Raw genomic sequence first — 4,793 nt, forward strand, 5'->3', positions numbered from 1 at the left:
TGTCGGGGGCGCCCGTGCCGGAACGTCAGTCCGCGTCGCCGCCGAGGGTGCGCTGCGCGGCGACGTCCTGGTGCGCCAGTCGCCGCAGGGCGAGCAGCACGGGCTCGTACAGGGCCGTGCCGAGCACGGTGTACTCGACGGCCGCGTGCGGTTCGGACGGCATCTGCTCGAGGTCGAACTCCGCGAGCTCCCGAAGCCGGCGGCCGTATTCGAGCAGTCGCGGCTCGCTCAGCGGCATCCCCGCGTCCTCGGTCGCGGTGAGGGCCGCCTCGAGCTGGGCGACCGCCGCGAACCTGGGATCGTAGACCTGTCCGAGCGCTTCGAGGGCGGCGCGCGCGCGCGGATACGGGTCGGGGTCGTCGACGGAGGCCGCCTCCACGACCGGCGGCAGCGCACTCACCGCGCTGCCGAGCGTCTGGTACAGGTCGTCGCCGGGGTCGTCGATGAGCCCGAGGATCGTGCGTGCCTGCTGCACGCTGAGCCCGACGGGGCCGGTCAGGGCGCGGATGACGCGGAGCCGGCGCACGTGCCCGTCGTCGTACGCGGCCTGGGTCGCCGAGGTGGCCAACCCCGGTTGGAGGAGGCCCTCGCGCAGGTAGAACTTGATGGTCGCGACGGGGAGGCCCGACGCTCCGGCGAGTTCGGAGATGCGCATGCCGACTCCTTGCGTTGGATAGTGCGACTCTCTAGTATTGGAGAGCGTCACTATCCAATCATGCGCCACTCAGGAAGGATCACGACATGCCGGACCCCGCCGACCTCATCCTCATCGGCATCCTGCTGCTCGCGCTCGTCACCGTCGAGAGCGGCGGCTACTTCCTCACCCGCGTGGTGCGCGGCCACGTGCCCGCAAACCGCCTGCAGGGCAACTTCTACCGCGCCGGCCACGCCCATGCGGCCGTGCTGCTCGTGCTCTCGATGGTGATCCTCTCGGTGATCTCGTACGCCGCACTCGACGGGTTCTGGATGCAGCTCGCACGTCTCGGCGTGCCCATCGCGGCGATCCTCATGCCCGCGGGCTTCTTCCTCTCGGTGCTCGGCCGTGATCCCCATCGGCCGAACCGGCTCATCGTGCTGCTCTGGCTGGGCGTCGTCTCGCTGACCGCCGCGCTCGTCACCGCCGGGATCGGGCTGATCGCCGGGGGCGTGGCGGCGCTTTGACTGACCGTCGCCGGGCTCGACGCACGGATGCCGCGAGCGCCGCCGCGCTCGGCGCACATGTGCCCTCTTCGGGGGGTGATGGAACCTGAGCAACACTCGTATTCTGGCGCCGTCAATTGTTGCGACGCGATACCCGAACGGCGTCCGCGAGGGCGCCGAACCCGACTCGAGCGCACACTTCGACTCACCTGCGCTCACGAGGATGTGAGGAGCCCCCCGATGACCACCCGACTCACCACCCGACGCACGATCGGGGCCGTCCTGCTGCTCGCCGGCGGCGCCGTGCTGTTCAGCGCCGCGCCAGCGTACGCCGCTCCGCCCGCCGGCCTGCTCTGCCCACCGCTCGACTCCGGCAGGATCGACGTCCCCGACGACCCCGAGGCCACCTCGATCACCATCACGGTCGACGATGGATTCGTCATCACCGAGGTCTGCGTCAAGGCCGGCGCGGGGCCGTCCGGTGGCGGCGCCGTGATCATCCCGGTCGATCCGCCCTCGCAGACCTACACCTTCGAGCACCCGACCGGCAAGGGGATCAGCCACTACTCGTACTCGTTCGAGCCGGTGACGACCCCGACCCCCTCGGCGCCACCGACGGAGACGAGCCCGGCCATCGTGCCGATCGACTCGACCTCGTCCGGGGGCGGCGGTGGACTCGATGGCGGCTGGATCCTCATCACGGGCCTCGGTGCGCTGGCGCTCGGATCTGCCGTCGTGGGTGAGCGTGTGGCCGTCCGGCGACGCCAGATCGCCTGACAACGGCGGTCGGCGGGATCTGCGGCACGTCAGCGGACCCCGCCGCCGGACCCGAACCAAGGGCGGATGCCGCGGCGCGACGCGGCGGCATCCGCTCGACCATCGCACCGCGTCGCATGCGGGCGGTAACGTCGGCGCATGGCCATTCCCCAGCGCTTCTCCCTCGTGACCCTCGGCGTCTACGACGTCGACGCGGCCACCGCGTTCTACCGTCGGCTGGGATGGCGCCAGTCGACGCACTCGGCCGACGGCATCACGTTCTTCCGCACGCCAGGGCCGATCATCGCCCTCTGGACGAGCCCCCAGCTCGCGGTCGACGGCGGCCTCGCGACCGAGGCCGACGCGCCCTCGGCGCCCGGGTTCCGGGGCGTCTCGCTGTCGATCAACCTCGACAGCCGCGACGAGGTCGACGTGGCGCTCGACGAGTGGCTGGCGGCAGGCGGCGAGGTCTCCAAGCCCGCCGAGGCGACGGAGTGGGGTGGCTACAGCGGCTACGGTCGCGACCCCGACGGCAACCTGTGGGAATTCGCGCACAACCCGTTCTGGCCGCTCGACGACCACGGCATGCCGCAGCTCGACGGCGGTGAGGTCGAGTGACGGGGCGTCGCTCGCCGGAGGATGTCACCCGGTCAGGGGCACCTTCGAACCGCACCTAGACTGGAATCCGTGAATTCCGAGGAAACCGTCGACGTCGTGCTGATCGGCGGGGGCATCATGAGCGCGACGCTCGGCTCCCTGATCTCCCAGCTGGAACCCGACTGGAGTATCCGCGTCTACGAGCGCCTCGGCGAGGTCGCACAGGAGTCCTCGAACGCCTGGAACAACGCCGGCACCGGCCATGCCGCGCTCTGCGAGCTGAACTACATGCCCGAGGGCGCCGACGGAAGCGTCGACGCGAGCAAGGCCGTGTCGATCAACGAGCAGTTCCAGATCAGCCGCCAGTACTGGGCCCACCTCGTCTCGACCGGCGCGCTCCCAGAGCCGCACAACTTCATCAACTCCACGCCGCACATGACGTTCGTCAAGGGCGCGGCGAACATCGACTACCTCCGCCGCCGGGTCGACGCGCTGAAGGACCAGCCGCTCTTCCCCGACATGGAGTACACCGAGGACCTCGAGCGCATCGCCGAGTGGACCCCGCTCCTCGCCAAGAAGCGCAACCCGAAGCAGAAGGTGGCGGCGACGCGCATCGCCGCCGGCACCGACGTCGACTTCGGCGCCCTCACGAAGTTCCTCTTCGATGACATCTCGCGTCGCGGGGCGTCCATCCAGACCAACCACCAGGTCACCTGGCTCAAGCGCCAGAAGGACGGCACGTGGAAGCTCCGCGTGCGGCACACGGTGGGCCAGACGCCGAAGACCGTGAACGCCAGGTTCGTGTTCGTGGGCGCCGGCGGCGGCGCCCTCGCACTGCTGCAGCACTCCGGCATCGAGGAGATCAAGGGCTTCGGTGGGTTCCCCATCTCGGGCCAGTTCCTGCGCACCACGAACCCGAAGGTCGTGGCCCAGCATCAGGCCAAGGTCTACGGCAAGGCCGCCGTGGGCGCGCCGCCCATGTCGGTGCCGCACCTCGACACCCGCGTGGTCGACGGCGAGACGGCGCTGCTGTTCGGCCCGTACGCCGGCTTCACGCCGAAGTTCCTGAAGACGAGCACCTGGTTCGATCTCCCGTTCTCGATCCGCCTGCACAATCTCGGGCCGATGCTCCAGGTCGGGCTCAAGAACTTCGACCTCGTGAAGTACCTGGTCTCCGAGCTGCTCGCCTCCCGGTCGAAGAAGATGGCCGCCCTGCGGGAATTCATGCCCACGGCGAAGGATGCCGACTGGGAGCTCATCACCGCCGGGCAGCGCGTGCAGGTGATGAAGAAGGACCCGAAGCAGGGCGGCATCCTGCAGTTCGGCACCGAGATCATCACCGGCGCGGATGGCACGATCGCCGGCCTGCTCGGCGCGTCGCCGGGTGCCTCCACCGCCGCGCCGATCATGCTCGACGTGCTCTCGCGGTGCTTCCCCGCACGCATGGAGGCATGGGAGCCCAAGCTCCGCGAGATGATCCCGAGCTACGGCACGAAGCTCTCGAGCGATCCTGCGGCCGCCGAGGCATCGCTCGCCGAGACGGCGAAGGTGCTCGACCTCACCGCCTAGTCGCGGCGTGATCGCGCTTGCCATGATCTGGCGGGGTCTGTTATCGTCGACCCCGCTATGAAGTGAGCACATCCCATCGTCCCGCGCCTGAGGCGCCGTAGACACCGGGTGTGCACGCTCAGCTGATCGCGACAGTGTCGCGCGCGCACCCTTCGTGACGGCGAATGCCCGGCGGGACCTCCTCTCCGCTCCCGGGTCGACGCCCGCGTCGTCGTGCCGCGTGTGCGGCGGTCGGTGCATCGTCCGCGCGCGCCCGCCATCGGCGGCGTCGCGCGTCGACCCGGGAGCCTTCGCGAACGGAAGTTCCGCATGGCTGTACACCTCTCACACTCCCTCCACCTGCACGCCGACGGGCTCTCCGCGTCCTACGGCGGCCGTCGCGTCTTCACCGACCTGGGATTCGCCGTCGCACCCGGGCAGCGTCTCGGCCTGATCGGCGAGAACGGGGTCGGCAAGTCGACGCTGCTCCGGCTCATCGCCCCCGTCGACGGGCGATCGGATGCCGCATCCGCTGCGCTCGAGGACGCCGATGTCTCCGGACGGCTCACCCGGCCCGTCCGCACGGGGCTGCTCCGACAGGAGCTGCCGTTCCGCCCCGACCAGCGCCTGCGCGACGTGATCGAGGCCGCCCTCGCCGAGGTGCGCGCGATGGAACGCGAACTCGACGACGCGGCGGTGGCGCTCGCCGACTCCGGTGCGCCAGAGGCGGCGGCCGTCGCGGCATCCGCCCG

General features: G+C 70.3%; 6 protein-coding genes. 5 read left to right on the forward strand and 1 reads right to left on the reverse strand.

The window, feature by feature from the left end; genetic code table 11:
- Window positions 1-25: 25 nt before the first annotated feature.
- On the reverse strand, window positions 26-655 hold the full coding sequence (locus tag GH736_RS17390) for a MerR family transcriptional regulator (protein WP_159605577.1): 630 nt from the start codon (window positions 653-655) through the stop codon (window positions 26-28).
- A gap of 86 nt (window positions 656-741) precedes the next feature.
- Between GH736_RS17390 and GH736_RS17395 the strand changes: the two genes are divergently transcribed.
- From GH736_RS17395 to GH736_RS17415, 5 genes are all read left to right on the forward strand, one after another.
- Window positions 742-1,161, forward strand: a complete 420-nt coding sequence (locus GH736_RS17395; RefSeq protein WP_159605579.1) for a hypothetical protein — start codon at window positions 742-744, stop codon at window positions 1,159-1,161.
- Window positions 1,162-1,380: 219 nt separating this feature from the next.
- Window positions 1,381-1,917: a hypothetical protein gene (locus GH736_RS17400; RefSeq protein WP_159605581.1), complete on the forward strand. Its 537-nt coding sequence runs from the start codon at window positions 1,381-1,383 to the stop codon at window positions 1,915-1,917.
- Between the two features lie 138 nt (window positions 1,918-2,055).
- On the forward strand, window positions 2,056-2,514 hold the full coding sequence (locus tag GH736_RS17405) for a VOC family protein (protein ID WP_203230828.1): 459 nt from the start codon (window positions 2,056-2,058) through the stop codon (window positions 2,512-2,514).
- A gap of 21 nt (window positions 2,515-2,535) precedes the next feature.
- Window positions 2,536-4,062: a malate:quinone oxidoreductase gene (locus GH736_RS17410; protein WP_159605583.1), complete on the forward strand. Its 1,527-nt coding sequence runs from the start codon at window positions 2,536-2,538 to the stop codon at window positions 4,060-4,062.
- A 309-nt stretch (window positions 4,063-4,371) separates the two neighbouring features.
- On the forward strand, window positions 4,372-4,793 hold a 422-nt coding region (locus GH736_RS17415), incomplete at its 3' end, for an ATP-binding cassette domain-containing protein (RefSeq protein WP_159605585.1).

The organism is Agromyces humi, from assembly GCF_009720255.1.
Lineage (GTDB): Bacteria > Actinomycetota > Actinomycetes > Actinomycetales > Microbacteriaceae > Agromyces > Agromyces humi.